General features: G+C 68.3%; 2 protein-coding genes. One reads left to right on the forward strand and one right to left on the reverse strand.

Annotated elements, in window-relative coordinates; genetic code table 11:
* Window positions 1-112: integrase core domain-containing protein (locus ACFWZU_RS16255; protein WP_439699801.1), on the forward strand; the 112-nt coding region annotated here is incomplete at its 5' end.
* Window positions 113-121: 9 nt separating this feature from the next.
* Here the strand turns inward: ACFWZU_RS16255 and ACFWZU_RS16260 are convergent.
* The gene (locus tag ACFWZU_RS16260; protein ID WP_439702554.1) at window positions 122-325 is read right to left on the reverse strand and encodes a DUF1275 family protein; all 204 of its coding nucleotides are present in this window, start codon (window positions 323-325) and stop codon (window positions 122-124) included.
* Window positions 326-640 lie beyond the last annotated feature (315 nt).

Raw genomic sequence — 640 nt, forward strand, 5'->3', positions numbered from 1 at the left:
GTGGATGCTCGACTACAACGAGCAACGCCCCCACGAATCGCTCGGTGATCTGACACCCGCCGAGTACCGCCAACAAGCCGCCAGTCGTTCTACTTTTGAAGTGTCTGCTTGACGGGGGAGCTTACGCGGCCACCGCCAGCAGCGACCGCAGCGCACGCGCGAAATCACCCGAGCCGAGCGCCATGGCCAACAACACGGTATTGCCGGTCATGTTCGCCGTGAACACGTGCCCGAGTGCGAGATAGCTCACCGCGTCAAGGCTTCCACCCACCCAGGCGAGCGCCGGCAACGACCACCCGAGCCAACGCGCGTCGGCATGCTCCATGGCGCACCTCCTCGCGGCCAGTCTAGCCAGCCCAGGGTGACGAGCCCGACTTCGACCGAACAATTGAGTCGCCGTCCAACGGGCTCTTGTAGGAGCGCTGTGCGCGACCGCGATGCCGGGGCCGCGGGGACCGGTAGGAAGGGCCCAACCCTGCCGCGTTCGACACCGTGACGTGCGTGGCAGGCAGGCCGCTCATGCCAGCGCACGGACGCGGCGCGGGCATCGGATGGATTCCAGCCCGCACAGCGTGGCGGTGGATCCCGGGCCGCAGCTGGCGGAAGCGCTCAGGTCCCCCGCGACCGCGGCGTTGGACGG

It is taken from the genome of Frateuria sp. GZRR33 (genome assembly GCF_051900425.1).
In the GTDB taxonomy this organism is placed as follows: domain Bacteria; phylum Pseudomonadota; class Gammaproteobacteria; order Xanthomonadales; family Rhodanobacteraceae; genus Frateuria_A.